The 16,238-nt window shown below is 60.1% G+C and carries 13 protein-coding genes and 3 tRNA genes; 6 read left to right on the forward strand and 10 right to left on the reverse strand.

The window, feature by feature from the left end; genetic code table 11:
- The first annotated feature begins 42 nt into the window (after window positions 1-42).
- The 3 genes from I9H07_RS15685 (at window position 43) to I9H07_RS15695 (ending at window position 2,678) form a co-directional block, all read left to right on the forward strand.
- Window positions 43-1,182, forward strand: coding sequence for a polymorphic toxin type 44 domain-containing protein (locus I9H07_RS15685; protein WP_236423258.1), 1,140 nt, complete (start codon window positions 43-45; stop codon window positions 1,180-1,182).
- A complete protein-coding gene (locus I9H07_RS24930) occupies window positions 1,179-1,613 on the forward strand; it encodes a hypothetical protein (protein ID WP_327099117.1) in 435 nt (144 codons plus the stop codon). The genes I9H07_RS15685 and I9H07_RS24930 overlap by 4 nt, the downstream gene beginning before the upstream one ends.
- Window positions 1,614-1,694: 81 nt before the next feature.
- On the forward strand, window positions 1,695-2,678 hold the full coding sequence (locus I9H07_RS15695; RefSeq protein WP_236423259.1) for a DUF1853 family protein: 984 nt from the start codon (window positions 1,695-1,697) through the stop codon (window positions 2,676-2,678).
- Here the strand turns inward: I9H07_RS15695 and I9H07_RS15700 are convergent.
- From I9H07_RS15700 to I9H07_RS15720, 5 genes are all read right to left on the reverse strand, one after another.
- The gene (locus I9H07_RS15700; RefSeq protein ID WP_024675028.1) at window positions 2,644-3,924 is read right to left on the reverse strand and encodes an arsenic transporter; all 1,281 of its coding nucleotides are present in this window, start codon (window positions 3,922-3,924) and stop codon (window positions 2,644-2,646) included. The genes I9H07_RS15695 and I9H07_RS15700 overlap by 35 nt on opposite strands.
- Entirely contained in the window at window positions 3,924-5,132 is a 1,209-nt protein-coding gene (locus I9H07_RS15705; protein WP_058824446.1) for an MFS transporter, read from the reverse strand. The genes I9H07_RS15700 and I9H07_RS15705 overlap by 1 nt, the downstream gene beginning before the upstream one ends.
- A gap of 212 nt (window positions 5,133-5,344) precedes the next feature.
- Window positions 5,345-6,682 carry an MFS transporter gene (locus I9H07_RS15710; protein WP_236423260.1) on the reverse strand — a complete coding sequence of 446 codons (1,338 nt, stop codon included), beginning with the start codon at window positions 6,680-6,682 and terminating at the stop codon, window positions 5,345-5,347.
- 147 nt (window positions 6,683-6,829) lie between these two features.
- Window positions 6,830-7,774: a 1-aminocyclopropane-1-carboxylate deaminase/D-cysteine desulfhydrase gene (locus I9H07_RS15715; RefSeq protein WP_236423261.1), complete on the reverse strand. Its 945-nt coding sequence runs from the start codon at window positions 7,772-7,774 to the stop codon at window positions 6,830-6,832.
- Window positions 7,775-7,799: 25 nt separating this feature from the next.
- Entirely contained in the window at window positions 7,800-9,839 is a 2,040-nt protein-coding gene (locus I9H07_RS15720) for an NADPH-dependent 2,4-dienoyl-CoA reductase (protein ID WP_236423262.1), read from the reverse strand.
- Between the two features lie 205 nt (window positions 9,840-10,044).
- Between I9H07_RS15720 and I9H07_RS15725 the strand changes: the two genes are divergently transcribed.
- Together I9H07_RS15725 and I9H07_RS15730 are read left to right on the forward strand one after the other, a co-directional pair.
- Window positions 10,045-11,178 carry a nitrilase-related carbon-nitrogen hydrolase gene (locus I9H07_RS15725; RefSeq protein WP_058824449.1) on the forward strand — a complete coding sequence of 378 codons (1,134 nt, stop codon included), beginning with the start codon at window positions 10,045-10,047 and terminating at the stop codon, window positions 11,176-11,178.
- Window positions 11,175-12,215 carry an AraC family transcriptional regulator gene (locus tag I9H07_RS15730; protein WP_236423263.1) on the forward strand — a complete coding sequence of 347 codons (1,041 nt, stop codon included), beginning with the start codon at window positions 11,175-11,177 and terminating at the stop codon, window positions 12,213-12,215. Before I9H07_RS15725 ends, I9H07_RS15730 begins: the two co-directional genes overlap by 4 nt.
- 113 nt (window positions 12,216-12,328) lie before the next feature.
- On the opposite strand, the gene I9H07_RS15735 is transcribed toward I9H07_RS15730, so the two are convergent.
- Window positions 12,329-12,664 (reverse strand): hypothetical protein, encoded by a 336-nt coding sequence (locus I9H07_RS15735; protein ID WP_235591747.1) that lies wholly within the window; start codon window positions 12,662-12,664, stop codon window positions 12,329-12,331.
- Window positions 12,665-12,780: 116 nt separating this feature from the next.
- Between I9H07_RS15735 and ilvA the strand changes: the two genes are divergently transcribed.
- Entirely contained in the window at window positions 12,781-14,295 is a 1,515-nt protein-coding gene (gene ilvA / locus I9H07_RS15740; protein WP_236433073.1) for a threonine ammonia-lyase, biosynthetic, read from the forward strand.
- Between the two features lie 364 nt (window positions 14,296-14,659).
- On the opposite strand, the gene I9H07_RS15745 is transcribed toward ilvA, so the two are convergent.
- From I9H07_RS15745 to I9H07_RS15760, 4 genes are all read right to left on the reverse strand, one after another.
- Window positions 14,660-15,478, reverse strand: a complete 819-nt coding sequence (locus tag I9H07_RS15745; RefSeq protein ID WP_236424746.1) for a DUF2242 domain-containing protein — start codon at window positions 15,476-15,478, stop codon at window positions 14,660-14,662.
- A 235-nt stretch (window positions 15,479-15,713) separates the two neighbouring features.
- A tRNA-Asp gene (locus I9H07_RS15750) sits at window positions 15,714-15,790 on the reverse strand.
- Window positions 15,791-15,905: 115 nt separating this feature from the next.
- A tRNA-Asp gene (locus I9H07_RS15755) sits at window positions 15,906-15,982 on the reverse strand.
- Window positions 15,983-16,042: 60 nt separating this feature from the next.
- A tRNA-Val gene (locus I9H07_RS15760) sits at window positions 16,043-16,118 on the reverse strand.
- Window positions 16,119-16,238: the final 120 nt, after the last annotated feature.

The raw sequence follows: 16,238 nt of genomic DNA on the forward strand, positions 1-16,238 counted from the left end.
TTCATTAGCTTCGTCCGTTTTCAAGACACCTAAGGACGACGCATGATTCCCTCAGCCCGCCAGGGCGACATGCACCTCTGCCCGTTGCCGGGCCATGGTTCGACACCGATTGTCACAGCGTCTTCCGATACCCTGATCAACGGCATGTCCGCCGCCAGAGTAGGCGATCTATGTGCCTGTGGTGCGCTGATCGTCACCGGCTTTCCGGCGATCATCATCAACGGTCGGCCGATGGCCCATCTGGGCAGCCCGACCAGCCATGGCGGAACGATCATTTCCGGCAGCCTTGATGTGGGTGGCGGCTTCGACTTCGGCGCTGCGGCAGGTCCGGCCATCGACTTCTCCAGACTCGGCATCCTTCGCTCCGATGGCTCGCTGGACGCACTGAAGCTGGATCAGCTGGTGGCCGATCCCGAGTTGCACGAGAAAGCCAGTGCCGCCGAAGCGCTGTTCTCGCCCGCCGCTTCCAGCACGACCACAGACCCGGTCTGCAATCACCCGGATCAGATGGAAGAACTGGCCCGCTACATCGCTGACGAAATGAACCGAAACCTTCTGCACCCGACGGTTCAGAAATTGAAGAAACTGCTGAACTACGACGCTGCAGAGGAAACCCGTAAATGGATGGAGCTGCCGTGGTACGCGCAGCTTGGCGCGCAGAACAACCCACAGACCATTGCGGCGGCGAATACAGCGGCGGCGATGGCTATATGGACGGAAAAAGTGGGACAGAACAGGGAGTGGGATCATAAGCCCAAAATACTGGAAAAATTTAACAACGACACTCGCCATAAACAAGGCAAGTACAGTTACTACTATGACATCTGGTCGAATATTCACTATGGCTATATTGGAATGGCTGCGGGCTTTTCGGAAAGTGTACTTCTGGATGGCGCAGGATTAGAGCAAATAGCGTCGGAGATATTGGTAAAAGCTAAAAACCCGATAGAGAAACCATGGCCAGCGCCCTCAGAAGGTATTGCGGGCCTGAGAGCTTGGGACGATGACCCTGACCGGATATCTATTGGCATTGGTATATCGCTACATCGCCAATCCCCAGAAGGCGCAGTTCAGGCCAGCGAAATAATGAAGGCAGTTCTAAGTGTCCATAACGATCAATGGGGAGACGCACTGAGATTGCACACATGCTTTGACAAGTCTATAAAAAAGAGCAATAGATGAATCGAAAAATCATATTAAATTTAATAATTCGTTCCCCAAGGCTAACGGCCATTTTTTTCATCCTGGCACTTTGGGATTTCGCAATCCCCGAAGTAAGGGTTTACTATTCAGATAAAGCGCCCGGAGGACTTCGTTATACATGGATCACAGATCACCGTATAAGTAGAGGGGGTATGTCGCCTGGCGGAGCAACCTCGGATACCGGCCACATATTTCAAAAAAGAGATTTTTTCATGTATTTCCAATGGTGGGACAACGCAGGCATCAGCGGTTGCGTGAACATTGATCCGAAATGGCCAACTACCACAATCCATATTGATGCCAACGGCCGCATCGACTTAAACGCAAAGGGAGCAACGGACGTTAAGAGATTTACACCTTGCCCCGGCGAGGAGTTCGATTTTCTCGGAGGGACCAGGCCCGCCGCCTAGCACCACATCTTTTCACTTTCACAGCCAGCTCACAGGCACATCAGCCCACTGCTGCACCTCAACTCACGCTATCCTCGGCACATGACTCTATTCCCCAGCCTGACCGACCTGCCCCGTCAATTGCGACATCCGGAAGTGCGCGACCTTGCCTGGGTGATTCTGGCGCCGCCCATGCTCGACGTCGCGCCCTGGCCGCAACGCCATCCGCTGGCGGGCAGTGACTGGGTGCAGGAGCCACAGCGACTGGCGAATTTTCTCTGGCAGCTCGATCGAGACAGCAGGCCACTGGAAGCGTGGCTGGCGCTGGCAACCACGCGGCGGCTGGGGCGCTATTACGAGCGGCTCTGGCAGTTCGCGGCGCAGCATGCGCCGGGCGTCGAGATCATTGCTGCCAACCTGCCGATAAGGCTAGGCAGCCAGACCCTCGGCGAACTCGACCTGCTGCTGCGTGATCGCGAAGGCGTGCATCACGTCGAGCTGGCAATCAAGCTGTACCTCGGGCCACAGGACGGAGACGGCTGCAACCCGGAGCAGTGGCTGGGACCGGGCTGCAATGATCGGCTGGACCGCAAGCTCACGCACCTGAGCCAGCATCAGTTGCCCATGTCGGCCCGCCCGGAAAGTCGTGCGGCGCTGGCAGAGCTGGGTGTCGAGGCGTTCAGTGCGCAGTTGTGGCTGGGCGGCTACTTGCTGTATCCGTGGCCCGGTTCCTGCGAATCACCCGCAGGCGTTCATCCACATCACCTCAAGGGTCGCTGGTTGCATCAGCGCGACTGGAAAGCCTTTCTGGCACAAAGCGAGCCCGGCCGCTGGCAACCGCTGCCCCGCCATGCCTGGCTCGCGCCAGCACTTTACAGCGAAGCCTGGAGCAACGAGCAATTAGGCGAATGGCTGGCAGAACTCGATCCGCTGGCCCCCGCCCAGTTGCTGGTGCGCCTGAGGCAGAATCCCGATGGCCACTGGGAAGAAGCCGAGCGGCTGTTTCTGGTGTCGGACATGTGGCCGAATCTGGCCGACACCAGTCATGCCTTCAACCCAGTCGCAGCGCCAGCGCCGCCAGCGTGATCAGCAGGACCGGAACGGTCAGCACAATACCGACCTTGAAGTAGTAACCCCAACTGATGGTGATGCCCTTGCGCTCCAGCACATGCAACCAGAGCAAGGTCGCCAGGCTGCCGATCGGCGTGATTTTCGGCCCCAGATCGCTGCCGATCACGTTGGCATAAATCATGGCTTCCTGAATCGCCCCACTGGCATGACTTGCGTCGATGGACAACAGCCCGATCAGCACCGTTGGCATGTTGTTCATGATCGACGACAAAAATGCCGTCATCACGCCGGTGCCCATTGCCGCGCCCCAGATACCGTAGCCCGCGAACCAGTCCAGCAGGTTGGCCAGGTAATCGGTCAGCCCGGCGTTACGCAAGCCATACACCACCAGGTACATGCCCAGCGAAAAGACCACGATGTGCCACGGTGCTTCTTTCATCACCTTGCGCGTCTTGATGGTGTGGCCCTTTGCCGCGATGGCCAGCAGCAACAATGCGCACACCGACGAGATCGCACTGATCGGAATGCCCAGCGGTTCAAGGGCAAAACAGCCCACCAGCAGAATCAGCAGCACCGCCCAACCGGCCAGGAACGTGGACCGGTCATGGATAGCCGTCTCGGGCTTGTCCAGATGCTCGGGTTCGAACTGGCTGGGAATATCGCGGCGGAAGTACCACATCAGCACAGCGAGCGTGGCGGCAACGCTGGCCAGGTTCACCGGCACCATGACTGCGGCATACCGATTGAAGCCGATCTTGAAATAGTCCGCCGAAACGATGTTCACCAGATTCGACACCACCAGCGGCAGGCTCGCGGTGTCGGCAATGAACCCTGCCGCCATCACGAACGCCAGGGTCGATGCAGCAGAAAAGCGCAACGCCAGCATCATGGCGATGACAATAGGCGTGAGGATCAGCACCGCTCCGTCGTTGGCGAACAGCGCCGACACCAGCGCACCAAACAGCACGAACAAGGCAAACAGACGCCGCCCGTTACCCTTGCCCCAGCGCGCCACATGCAAGGCTGCCCAAGCGAAGAAACCTGCTTCGTCCAGCAACAAGGTGATGATGATCAGCGAAATGAACGTGGCAGTGGCGTTCCAGATGATGCCCCACACGACGGCGATGTCACTCAGGTGCACCACGCCGGTCAGCAACGCCAGAGCAGCTCCGAGCACCGCGCTCCAGCCAACGCCAAGCCCTTTCGGCTGCCAGATAACCAGTGTGATGGTAAACAGGAAGATCAGCGTTGCGATCAGCATTATTTAGTCCGGGGCAGAAGAATGGCGAAGATGCCGAGCAGCGGCAGGTAAGAACACAGTTGGTAGACGAACAGGATGCCGTGGCTGTCAGCCAGGTAGCCGAGCAAGGCTGCACCGATGCCGCCGAAGCCGAACATCAGGCCGAAGAAGATCCCGGCGATCATGCCCACGTTGCCTGGCACCAACTCTTGGGCGTACACCACGATGGCGGAAAACGCCGAGGCCAGCACGAAGCCGATGATCACGCTGAGTACGCTGGTCCAGAACAGATCCGCATACGGCAGCGCCAGGGTGAACGGCGCAGCACCCAGGATCGAAAACCAGATCACTGCCTTGCGGCCTATGCGGTCGCCAATCGGGCCACCGAAAAAGGTCCCGGCGGCCACTGCGCCAAGAAACAGAAACAGGTGCAACTGCGAGCTGGCGACTGACAGGTCGAACTTCTCGATCAGGTAGAACGTGAAGTAGCTGGTCAGGCTGGTCATGTAGAAAAACTTGGAGAACACCAGGAAAGCCAGCACGGCCAGCGAGGCAATCACGCGGTTCCTTGACAGCCCGTGGGTGGCTGCCTGACCGGCCTTGAGCTTGAACAGATTAAGGTGCGCGCGATACCAGCGACTGATCGCATACAGCAAGCCGAGGGAGAACAGCGCAAACAGCCCGATCCAGGCCACATTGCCCTGCCCGAACGGAATGATGATCGCCGCCGCCAGCAGCGGACCAATGGCTGTGCCGGTGTTGCCCCCCACCTGAAAGGTCGACTGCGCCAGACCGAAACGGCCACCGGATGCCAGCCGGGCAATACGCGAGGCTTCCGGGTGAAAGGTCGATGAACCGATGCCGATCAGCGCCGCCGCCAACAGGATCAATGGAAAACTGCCCACCATCGACATCATCACGATGCCGATCAGGGTGCAGATCGAACCTAAAGGCAGCACCAGCGGATTGGGATGACGGTCGGTGTAGTAACCCACCCAGGGCTGTAACAGCGATGCGGTGATCTGAAACGTCAGGGTAATCAGGCCGATCTGGGTGAAGCTCAGGTCATAGCTGGCCTTGAGCATCGGATAGATCGACGGAAGGATGGCCTGGATCAGGTCGTTGATCAGGTGCGCGAGCGCCACCGCACCGATGATGCGCATCACCAGAGGGCTGGCTTGCGGGGTGGTCGAGGCCGTCGCGGTAGCGGGCTGAGCGCTGGTCGCCATGAAATTCATCCGTAAAAGGTTTGCGGGTCTCCCCGGGCGGATGATTACAAAATGTGTCTCACGTGCCAGGGCGCGCCAATGTGCCATTTTTCGGGGCAACTGTGCCACGTTTTGTTGCGTTTTTGCTTACGGGCAGGCGTGTGACGCAGAGCGTCACCCAAGGCATTCCCACGCGGGAGCGTGAGGAACGACAGGTCGGCCGACGACTGCGCTCACGCCATTGAACCCACCGCTGCCCCCTCTCCCGCAACCGGCACGTCATGCAACGAAATCTTCGAGGTTTCCGGTAACGCCAGACCACCCGCCATCGCCAGCACGGCCACGGCAATCAGGTAGAACGCCGGTGACAGGTTGCTGCCGGTGACGCTGATCAGCCAGGTCGCCATCAACGGCGCGGTGCCGCCGAACAGGGTGTAGGCCATGTTGTAGGTGATCGCCGACGCCGTGTAGCGGGTGCGGGTCGGGAACGTTTCCGACAGCAGTGCTGCCGTCACTACGCCGCACAGTACGGCGCCCACGGCCAGTAGCATCACGCCGATGATCGAGGCGATGAACGAGCCGGAACTGGCCATCAGGAAGGACGGCAACACCACGATCATCAGCAGAATGCAGGCGCTGGCCATCGTCATACGACGCCCTACCCGATCCGAATAAGCACCGGCCAGCGGACAGAGAGCGGCGGCAAATGCCAGGGCGATCAACGACACCAGCAGCGCCGTCGCCCGGCTCAAACCGCCAGCCACTTGCAGGTAGGTCGCGAAATAAGTGGTGAACATATAAAACGACAGCGCCGTCAGCGACACGAACGCCCCCAGGCACCCCATGGCGGCCGCGTGATGACGCAAGGTGTCCTTGAGCGGCGAGTGAGCCACCGCGTGCTCTTGAGCAACCGCCTGGAACGCCGGAGTTTCATCAAGTTTCCAGCGCAGATACAAACCCACCAGCCCCAGCGGCGCGGCGATCAGGAACGGCAAGCGCCAGCCCCAACTGCCCATGGCCTCGGTGGACAGTGACGACTCCAGGGCATAGGCGACCACGGCAGCGGCGGCGAACGCAGAGAACGTCGAAACCGGAACGAAACTGCCGTACCAGGCCCGCTGCGTACGCGGCGCATGCTCCATGAGATACGCACAGGCCCCCGCATACTCGCCGCCCGCCGAGAAACCCTGGGCGCAGCGAATGAGGGTCAGCAGAATCGGCGCCATCACGCCAATCGCTGCGTACGTCGGCAGCAGACCGATCAGCGTGGTCGCTGCGGCCATCAGCAGGATGGTCATGGCGAGGGTTTTCTTGCGGCCGATCCGGTCACCCAGCATGCCGAAGAAGATCCCGCCCAGCGGCCGGAAGGCAAAGGCCACGGCAAACACCGCGAAGGTCTTCAACAACGCGGCACTGCTGTCGCCGCTGGGAAAGAATTGCAGAGCGATGGTGGTGGCCAGAAAACCATAGACGGCGAAATCGAACCATTCGACAAAGTTGCCAATGGCAGCGGCGACGATGACTTTCTTCAGCGTGGCAGGATCGACGTGTTCTGCGGCGGTGGTTGTCATGCTGACCTCGGCATTTTGATCTGGGATGGCTCGATTATCGAGACCGCGACCCGAACACCTCACTCCAGAAGTGTCGTCTGCGTACTCAGGGCCGACGTCTCGTCACCTGTCCGCGCAGAATTCATGCCAGAAGCTCTGCCGCGAGGCTTACAGCCCCATTGCCCGTCGACCTTGCAGGCCGCCGGTGTGGATAAAGATCAGGCGGGTACCGGGTTCGAATCGCCCGGCCTGCACTTCATCACGCAGGGTCAGCAGCGCCTTGCCGGTGTACAAAGGCTCGAGCGGTATGCCGCTCTGCACTTCGCTACTGGCAATGAAGTCGAGCAAGGCGGCATCGGTTCTGGCAAAGCCGCCCCGGCTGGCGTCAAACAGAACGCAGGCCGGTGGCAGGTCAGCCAACGGGGTCACGTGCGGTGCTGCGGCCTCGTTCAGCACCGCAACGATGTTCTGCGCCACACCATGATCGTCCGGCACCGCCATGGCGCCATACACCGGATGCGCGCCCGCCTCTGCCAGCAGCAGACCGGCAACGGTAGTGCCGGTCCCGGCAGCCAGCCACCAGCCGTGGTAGTCATCCCAGCCAAGTGGCTCAAGCTGATCGTTGACCATGCCCCGTAACCTGGCACAGCCCCGGGCACCGGCGAGCCCGCCGCCGCCTTCGGGTATCGGATAAAGCTCGGGATAGAGCGCCTGCCAGGGCTGCCAGAAATCCGCAGCATGCCGCGCTCGATAACCCGCATAACCCAGCCAGTGCAATTGCATGCCAAAGGCTTGCAGATCGAGCACCGTGGGCGTTTGCTGAGCATGACCACGCAACAGGCCAACGGTCGGGAAGCCGAAGCGCTTGCCCGCTGCTGCCAAGGCATGCAGATGATTGGAATGTGCGCCGCCCAGGCTGATCAGTCCCTTGGCACCCACCTCGACCGCGTCGGTCAGGTGCTCGCTGAGCTTGAACCATTTGTTGCCGCTGATCAGCGGGTCGATCTGGTCCAGACGCAGGACAGCCACCTCAACCCCGGCTTCTTGTAGCCAGGGCAGGTTCATGCGTTGCAACGGAGCAGCGGGCTGCCAGCAAAGGGCGTCGGAAATCATCCACGCAGTTTACCGGCAAGCGGACTCAGAGCGCAGCGGCCAGACGCGATCCCTGATCGATAGCGCGCTTGGCGTCGAGTTCGGCAGCGACGTCTGCGCCGCCGATCAGATGCACGCTCTGCCCGGCCGCGATCAAGTCGTCATACAGCTCACGCAGCGGGTCCTGCCCCGCGCAGATAACGATGTTGTCCACCGGCAGCAGCTTTTCTTCGCCCTCGTCGCCGATGCGAATATGCAACCCGGCATCGTCGATTTTCAGGTAGTGAACACTGTTGAGCATCTGCACCTGCTTGTTCTTCAGGCCAGTGCGATGAATCCAGCCGGTGGTCTTGCCCAGACCATCGCCGACCTTGGTGTTCTTGCGTTGCAGCAGGAACACCTGGCGGGCCGGAGCATGCACGTCGGGTTTGATGCCAGCCACGCCGCCGCGCGCCTGCAGCGTCGTGTCGATGCCCCACTCCTTCCAGAAAGCTTCGCGGTCCAGACTCGTGGCAACGCCCTGATGCACGAGAAACTCCGACACATCAAAACCGATACCGCCCGCACCAATCACCGCCACACTATGCCCGACCGGTTTGCGCTGCAGGATCACATCCAGGTAGCTCAGCACCTTGGGGTGATCGATGCCGGGGATGGCCGGGGTACGCGGTGCGATGCCCGTGGCCAGAATCACTTCGTCGAAGCCCGCCGCCAGAAGATCATCGGCTTTTACACGGGTGCCAAGGCGAACGTGCACACCGGTTTCCTCAAGCTTGTTGCGGAAGTAACGCAGGGTCTCGGAAAACTCCTCTTTACCCGGCACACGTTTGGCGATGTTGAACTGCCCGCCGATTTCACTGGCCGAATCGAACAGTGTCACCTCGTGCCCACGTTGTGCGGCCACGGTCGCAGCCGCCAGACCGGCAGGCCCCGCGCCCACCACGGCAATTTTTCTGATTTGCAGGGTTGGCAGGTAATTGAGCTCGGTCTCGTGGCAGGCACGCGGGTTGACCAGGCAACTGGTCAGCTTGCCGCCGAACGTGTGGTCGAGGCAGGCCTGATTGCAACCGATGCAAGTATTGATCAACTCGGCGCGGCCAGCGGCCGCCTTGTTGACGAACTCCGGGTCGGCCAGAAACGGACGTGCCATCGACACCATGTCGGCGTCGCCTTCGCTGAGGATACGTTCGGCGACTTCCGGGGTATTGATGCGGTTGGTGGTGATCAGGGGAATGCGCACCGAACCCCGCAGCTTGGCCGTGACCTTGCTGAACGCCGCACGCGGTACTTTGGTGGCGATAGTCGGAATGCGCGCTTCATGCCAGCCGATGCCGGTGTTGATCAGCGTCGCACCGGCCTGCTCGACGGCCTTGGCCAACTGGACGATTTCTTCCCAGGAGCTGCCGCCCTCTACCAGATCGAGCATCGACAGGCGAAAGATGATGATGAAGTCCGCCCCCACTGCCGCACGCACGCGCGTCACGATCTCGACCGCCAGACGCATGCGGTTTTCATAGCTGCCGCCCCAGCGATCGGTTCGGTGGTTGGTATGGGCGGCCAGGAACTGATTGATGAAATAGCCTTCCGAGCCCATGATTTCGACACCGTCGTAACCGGCAGCCTGGGCGAGAGTCGAACAGGTCACGAAATCGGCAATCTGCTTTTCGATGCCCTCCTCGTCCAGCTCGCGCGGCGTGAACGGGTTGATCGGCGCCTGAATGGCACTCGGCGCCACCTGTTTGCGGCTGTAGGCATAACGACCGGCATGCAGGATCTGCAAACATATCTTGCCGCCCGCCTCGTGGACAGCCTGAGTGACCATGCGGTGGCGGTCTGCCTCTTCGGCGTTGGTGAGTTTAGCCGCGCCGTCGTACACGCCACCTTCTTCGTTGGGCGCGATCCCGCCAGTGACCATCAGCCCGACACCGCCGCGCGCGCGCTCGGCAAAGTACGCGGCCATCCGCTCGAAGCCGCCTGGCCGCTCCTCAAGACCGGTGTGCATCGAGCCCATCAGCGTGCGATTGCGCAAGGTCGTGAAGCCCAGGTCAAGAGGGGCCAGCAGGTGCGGGTAATGAGCGGCGGTCATCGCAAGACTCCATCAGGTCAATCACGGGGAAACAGGGACCTCTGCGAGCCCTCTGTTTAATAAGTCCACAGTAAAGAGCAGCTCAGCCACACTCAATGACCGAAAGTGACAAGTTATTGATCCAAACGCGCAGCGGCACTTGGCAAGCGGCCGAGGTCGTCCTACCCTAGCCGATCATTTACCGATGGCAGCCGCCCAGCCCTCTATGCGCAAATTCTTCGCCATCTGCCTTGTCCTCATCGGCGTGGCCAGCCTTGTCAGTTATGCCGTCTGGACCGAACAACGTCCGGCAGGTCACTACCTGTCCGATCTGCGCATCCGTCTTGCTGTCAACGAAGGCGAACCCAGCGAGCGTGGCAATCTGCTGGGCATCGAACCGCAACTGTTTCCCACGGACTATCAGAACACCGAGCGGCTGCACCGCAAGCTGGCGGCCTATCTGCAACAGGCCCGCGATTTCGGGCTGCTGAATTCCAGAACAGTGGTGGTCCTGCCGGAGCATATCGGCACCTGGCTGTTTGCCAGCGGCGAAAAAGACCAGCTCTATCAAGCGACCACTGTAGAAGAAGCGATGGACTGGCTGTCCTGGAGCAACCCGGTGCAATTCATCACCGCGCTGCTGGGCGCCGAAGGCAGAAACCGGCAGGACGACGCGCACCTGCGCCTCAAGGCCCACGCCATGGCGCGAGACTATCAGGCGCTGTTTGGCGGGCTGGCCAGGGAATTCAGCGTCACACTGGTGGCAGGCTCTATAGTGCTGCCGGAGCCCAGCGTCGAGAACGGGCAATTGAAGGTCGGCAATGGCGCGCTTTACAACTGCAACGTGACGTTCGGCAGCGACGGCAAACCGCTTGGCCAGCCGCAACGTCAGCTGTATCCGGATCGTCATCAGAAGCGTTATGTACGCGCCGAGCGTGATGCGCCGTTGCAGGTCATCGATACACCGGCCGGCCGTCTTGGCGTGCTAATCGGCAGCGACAGTTGGTACCCGGACAATTACACGCGGCTGAACAAGAGCGGGGCCGAGCTGATTGCAGTGCCTGCTCTGGTGATCGGCAAGACCGCCTGGTACGAGCCGTGGCACGCGCCCCGCCACTCGGCCATCGAGATCGCAAACGAGAACCCCAGCGAAGGTGATGCCTGGCATCGCTTGACGCTGACCGGACGTTTGCCGCAGAACACGGCGCAGGCGGGCATCAGCGTATTCATGCGCGGGCAGTTCTGGAATCAGGGCGTCTACGGGCAGAGCTTTGCCAGCCGTGGCGGGCAGACCATAGCCGAACAGCCGCCGGAAAACAGCGCTACCGATGGCGCTCGCCTGATCAACCTCTGGCTTTGACGATGCAGACCCTGCGCCTGGGTGATCTGTCGGTGGGGTTTATCCAGAGCCTGACCGATGCGGTCAGCAGCTTCGATCGCGACCCGAACCCGCTCCTGGAGCAATTCGGACTTGATCCTGCGCGCCTGAGCGAGGCCGGGGCGCGACTGTCGATCCCGCGTTACATGCGCCTGGGCCATGCCGCCATTCAACTGACCGGCCAGCCCGGACTGGGATTGCGCATGGGCCAGCTCAGCCGTTTCGCGCAGGCCGGCCTTGCAGGCGTCACCGCCGCGCAGGCACCCACGGTGCGCGAGGCGGCACGTGCCCTGATCCGTTTTGAAGCCTTGTATGGTTCCAACTATCGCGGTCAGTCGAGCTTTGACGAGGATGCTGAAGGCGCGTGCATGCGCTTTTATTCCATCAGCCCCTACAACGCTTACAACCGGTTTGTGGTGGACTCGATTCTGAGCGGCTGGCTCGCTCAACTGTCAGCGCTGGCCCGCTGCGAAGTACGCGCGCAACGCATGGAAATCGAGTTCCAGGCGCCTGCCTACGAGGCGTTGTACGCCAGCCTGAGTGACAACCCCGTCCTGTTTGGCATGACCACCAATCAACTGCGTCTGGATCAGGCGAGCCTTGCGTTGCGCAACCCGGATCACTGCCCGAGTACCTGGCGGCATCTGCTGCAATTGTGCGAAAGAGAACTTGAACAGCTGACCCGTACCCGCAGCCTGCGTGAGCGCATCATTCAATTACTCGGGCCGTTGCTGAATGGCGGCAGGGAACCGGATCTGGAGGAAGTGGCGGCGAGGCTCAAACTGCCGACCTGGACGCTGCGCCGCAAGCTGGCCGAAGAAGGGACGCAATTTCGGGCAGTGCTCAATGACACGCGGCGTGATCTGGCAATGACCTATATCCGCGACACCGAACTGGCGTTCGGGGAGATCGCCTATCTACTGGGGTTCGCCTCGGCCGAGGCCTTTCAACGCGCCTTTAAACGCTGGAACGGGCAGACTCCGGGAGAGTTCCGCCGCAGCCAGCGCCAAAGCGCCTGAAGCCGTTCACAGTTCGGTAGCGTCGTCGGCAGGCTCTACCGGGTCCAGTTCCGATGCTCGGTATTCAAGTAGTTCTTCCTGGTATTCGTCCATTTTCTTGCCCTCTGGCTGATTCAATGCGCTTGATAATCAAAGCTGGAATAACTGACCGCAAGATCAACATTAAAGTGCCAATGTGAAACAAAAATGTTGATCCCCATCAAACAGACGAAAATATCTTCTGCGGATTCAGGACGGTTATGCAGCTCGATATCTACCGCCGCGCTTGACTTGCCTGCCTGCACCGCCCTACCCTCCAGTTCATGAACCTCATTCAGCAACACCTCGGCCAGATTATTATTACCGTCATTCCAGTCATGGCGGGTTAGCCGACGTTTGCAAAAAAACCCGCCCTGGAGGCGGGTTTTTTCTGTCTCCCGGGCAACATTATTCAGCCAGGAGCCAGACATGATCACCATCCTTCGCCCTATCGCCCCTTCCCTGAACCGAATAATCGGTGTGCTGCCTGTCATGGCACCGTGCATGCCTGAGGGGCAGTGTTTGAAGGATCGATGCGATGACTGATCTGCTCAACCATTACGTACGCAAGATCCTCACCTCCCGCGTCTACGACGTGGCTATCGAAACGCCGCTGCAAGGCGCTCGCCAGCTCTCCGAGCGGCTGGGCAATCAGGTGTTGCTCAAGCGCGAAGACTTGCAGCCGGTGTTCTCGTTCAAGATTCGCGGCGCCTACAACAAGCTTGCGCAACTGAGCGCAGAAGAAGCAGCACGCGGCGTGGTCACGGCGTCGGCCGGTAACCATGCCCAAGGGCTGGCGCTGGCGGCACGTGAACTGGGCATCCTCGCAACCATCGTCATGCCGCGCACCACGCCTGAGATCAAGGTCGAGGGCGTGCGCTCGCGTGGCGCCATGGTGGTGCTGCATGGCGATTCGTTCCCCGAAGCGCTGGCCTACTCGCTAAAACTGGTCGATGAGCACGGCTTCGTCTATATCCACCCGTATGACGACCCGGACACCATTGCCGGGCAAGGCACCGTGGCGATGGAAATCCTTCGTCAGCAGCCGGGGCAACTGGATGCGATCTTCGTGCCGGTCGGTGGTGGCGGTTTGATTGCGGGTATTGCGGCGTATGTGAAATACCTGCGCCCGGAGATCAAGGTCATCGGCGTCGAGCCGGATGATTCGAACTGCCTGCAAGCGGCGATGGCGGCGGGTGAGCGCGTGGTGCTGAGCCAGGTCGGGCTGTTTGCGGATGGCGTGGCAGTGGCGCAGATCGGTTATCACACCTTTGAAGTGTGCCGTCATTACGTCGATGAAGTGATCACGGTCAGCACCGATGAGATCTGCGCGGCGATCAAGGACATCTACGACGACACTCGCTCGATCACCGAACCGTCCGGTGCGCTGGGCGTCGCGGGTATCAAAAAGTATGTCGAGCAGCGTGGCGTGACTGGCCAGACGCTGGTGGCGATTGATTCCGGGGCCAACGTCAACTTTGACCGCCTGCGCCACGTGGCGGAGCGCGCCGAGCTGGGCGAAGGGCGTGAGGCGATCATCGCCGTGACCATTCCCGAGCAGCCGGGCAGCTTCAAGGCGTTCTGCGAGGCCATCGGCAAGCGCCAGATCACCGAATTCAACTACCGCTACCACACCGACCGTGAAGCGCACATCTTCGTCGGCGTGCAGACCCATCCGGAAAACGATCCGCGCAGCGCACTGATTGCCAGCCTGACCGGGCAAGGCTTTCCGGTGCTGGACCTGACCGATAACGAGCTGGCCAAACTGCACATCCGCCACATGGTCGGCGGGCACGCCGAGCGGGTCGATGATGAAGTGGTGCTGCGCTTTGAATTTCCGGAGCGGCCGGGTGCGCTGTTCAACTTCCTCAACCGCCTGGGCGGTCGCTGGACCATCTCGATGTTCCACTATCGCAACCACGGCGCGGCAGATGGCCGGGTGGTTGCCGGACTGGTCGTGCCTGAGGAAGAGCGGCATCTGGTGGGCGCAGCGCTGGACGAAATCGGTTACCCGTACTGGGATGAAAGCGAGAACCCGGCGTATCGGTTGTTTCTGGGCTGAGGCCGCGGATATCTCACGCTCCGCGCGAATGGAGTTCACGACGCTGCACGTCGCAAGAGGACGCAGAGCGTCCAGAAAATGCATGCCAACGCGGAGCGTCGGCACGATAGCTATGAGCGCTCCAGCGCTCAGTGTTATATAAGTCCGCTTTTGATTCTGGCCGTAGGCCGTAGGAGCGAACTTGTTCGCGAAAGGGCCGGTATAGTCGCCGAAAACACGCCGTCTGAAATACCGTCTTCGCGAGCAAGCTCGCTCCCACGAGATGTGTGCATAACGATGAGCGCTCCAGCGCGGGAATGCCTTGGGTGACGCTCTGCGTCACCCATCTGCGCCGTGGCGCGCATTCAAGGGCGGGTGTATTTCATCACTGCGTTGGCGCAGTCTCGGTCGGCGCCGGACTTTCTACCGGCTCAGCCGCTGGTGTGTCGACGCTTTCTGCCTTGAACGATGCAGGCTCGACTGGCGCAGGCATCGGCTCACTTGCGGCAGGCGGCGTGGTGGCTTCTGCAGCAGGCTCAGCCTTGTGGGTCGACTCCTTGGTCTCCGGGGCCAGTTTGGCAGGCTCTACTGCTTTGGCCGGTTCCGCAGCAGCCGGTGCTGCATCAGGAACACCCAGCTCCGCTTTAGGCTTCTCTACAATGTGCGCAGCCTTTTTCACTTCTGGCGGCAGGAAGTTTTCCACCAGACCGAAAAAACGCTCATAGAACTTCGCCGACGACACGGTTTCGCTGGCAACCTTGACCATCGAATCATCCGTAGAGCCGATTGGCATCGACACAGAACCCAGCACCCCGACCCCCAGGCTTGCCGAGTTATTGGTCTTCTTCAGCGCATAACGGTCCTGCAAGGCGTTGGCGAACATGGTGGAATTGCCATCTTTCATGTCGGCTGCACAGACCAGATTGAAGCTGATTTCGATATGGGTATCACCGGTCTGCTGAAAGCTCTTGCGACCGCTGACCATCTTCGGATCGCTGCTGGTGATGATATAGCCCTGGCTCAGCAAGGCACGGCGCCCTGCCTCGCAATACGCCAGGTCGGTCGCGGGATAACTGCGCGAGAACGTTCCAGCGTCGTCAAAGTGTTCGTGATCATAAATCGCCTGTTTCGGCGATGAACAGCCGGCGGCTGTCAGCAGGACAGCGGCCCAGAATGCGGTACGAAGGTTCAATAGCTTAAACATCGAAAATCCTGAGGGAGGAAAGGTCTGCCAGCAAGACTGCGAACTGGGGAAATGGCGGTAAGTCTGCAACAAGGAAGACGTGGTATCAACGTACAGTTCAAAAGGATTTGGCTACGTTACCTGATCGGGCGGCATGACCCGGTTCGCAATCGGTCAAAACGCAGACAACAAAAAAGCGACCCTGGGGTCGCTTTTTTGTTTGCTTCAAGGAGTTCAAGGGCCTTGAGGCGGTGTATGGCGCAGCGGACGGGACTCGAACCCGCGACCCCCGGCGTGACAGGCCGGTATTCTAACCGACTGAACTACCGCTGCGTATCGCTGTAAACCTGTTTGAAACAAACCTGATATAGGTTGCTTCCTGTACATGTGACTAAAAGGCCCTTGAGCTTTTCAATCGCAGACCCGGCGAACCCGATCTGTACAAATATGGCGCAGCGGACGGGACTCGAACCCGCGACCCCCGGCGTGACAGGCCGGTATTCTAACCGACTGAACTACCGCTGCGCATTGTGTACTGTTTGCTGCATATGAAAGCCCTCGAACTTCAGCTTCCAAACTCAACGATGGTGGGTGATGACGGGATCGAACCGCCGACCCGCTGCTTGTAAGGCAGCTGCTCTCCCAGCTGAGCTAATCACCCTTTGCTTCGTTGAGGCCGCGAAATTTACGCACCTAACGAACCTAAGTCAATAGCCTGATTGAAGTTTTTTAAAAAACTGCCTCAATCGCAAAACCCTTACCACACATCAAAAGCACAGCA

The sequence above is a fragment of the Pseudomonas syringae genome (assembly GCF_023278085.1).
Lineage (GTDB): Bacteria > Pseudomonadota > Gammaproteobacteria > Pseudomonadales > Pseudomonadaceae > Aquipseudomonas > Aquipseudomonas syringae_Q.

Excerpts from the sequence above, each read along its gene's own strand:
- I9H07_RS15685 (WP_236423258.1), top strand. The coding sequence starts at position 43 with ATGATTCCCTCAGCCCGCCAGGGCGACATGCACCTCTGCCCGTTGCCG.
- I9H07_RS24930 (WP_327099117.1), top strand. The coding sequence starts at position 1,179 with ATGAATCGAAAAATCATATTAAATTTAATAATTCGTTCCCCAAGGCTA.
- I9H07_RS15695 (WP_236423259.1), top strand. The coding sequence starts at position 1,695 with ATGACTCTATTCCCCAGCCTGACCGACCTGCCCCGTCAATTGCGACAT.
- I9H07_RS15700 (WP_024675028.1), bottom strand. The coding sequence starts at position 3,924 with ATGCTGATCGCAACGCTGATCTTCCTGTTTACCATCACACTGGTTATC.
- I9H07_RS15705 (WP_058824446.1), bottom strand. The coding sequence starts at position 5,132 with ATGGCGACCAGCGCTCAGCCCGCTACCGCGACGGCCTCGACCACCCCG.
- I9H07_RS15710 (WP_236423260.1), bottom strand. The coding sequence starts at position 6,682 with ATGACAACCACCGCCGCAGAACACGTCGATCCTGCCACGCTGAAGAAA.
- I9H07_RS15715 (WP_236423261.1), bottom strand. The coding sequence starts at position 7,774 with ATGATTTCCGACGCCCTTTGCTGGCAGCCCGCTGCTCCGTTGCAACGC.
- I9H07_RS15720 (WP_236423262.1), bottom strand. The coding sequence starts at position 9,839 with ATGACCGCCGCTCATTACCCGCACCTGCTGGCCCCTCTTGACCTGGGC.
- I9H07_RS15725 (WP_058824449.1), top strand. The coding sequence starts at position 10,045 with ATGCGCAAATTCTTCGCCATCTGCCTTGTCCTCATCGGCGTGGCCAGC.
- I9H07_RS15735 (WP_235591747.1), bottom strand. The coding sequence starts at position 12,664 with ATGTCTGGCTCCTGGCTGAATAATGTTGCCCGGGAGACAGAAAAAACC.
- I9H07_RS15745 (WP_236424746.1), bottom strand. The coding sequence starts at position 15,478 with ATGTTTAAGCTATTGAACCTTCGTACCGCATTCTGGGCCGCTGTCCTG.